Source organism: Salifodinibacter halophilus (assembly GCA_012999515.1).
Taxonomy (GTDB): Bacteria; Pseudomonadota; Gammaproteobacteria; order Nevskiales; family Salinisphaeraceae; genus Salifodinibacter; species Salifodinibacter halophilus.
The window spans coordinates 1-271 of record JABEEB010000257.1 but is presented as its reverse complement, the minus strand read 5'-3'; the positions used below and the strand labels follow the sequence as shown (position 1 = coordinate 271).

At 72.7% G+C, this 271-nt stretch carries 1 protein-coding gene; it reads left to right on the top strand.

Going from position 1 to position 271, the window contains the following annotated elements; translation table 11 throughout:
* The coding region (locus HKX41_11560; GenBank protein NNC24769.1) for a pyridoxal-phosphate dependent enzyme at positions 1-271 on the top strand (271 nt) is incomplete at both ends.

The window sequence follows — 271 nt, the reverse complement described above, 5'->3', positions numbered from 1 at the left end:
ACCTGCAACGCACCGGTTCCTACAAGGTGCGCGGCGCGCTCAACGCGCTGCTGGCCGCGCGCGAACGCGGCGACCACCGCCCGGTGATCGCCGCCTCCGCCGGCAACCACGCCCAAGGCCTGGCCTGGGCCGCCTACCGTCTGGGCGTGAACGCGATCACGGTGATGCCGCGCTGCGCGCCGCAGACCAAGATCGCCGGCGTCGCCCACTGGGGCGCGACCGTGCGCCTGCACGGCGAGACATACGACGAAGCCAAGGCCTTCGCCATCGA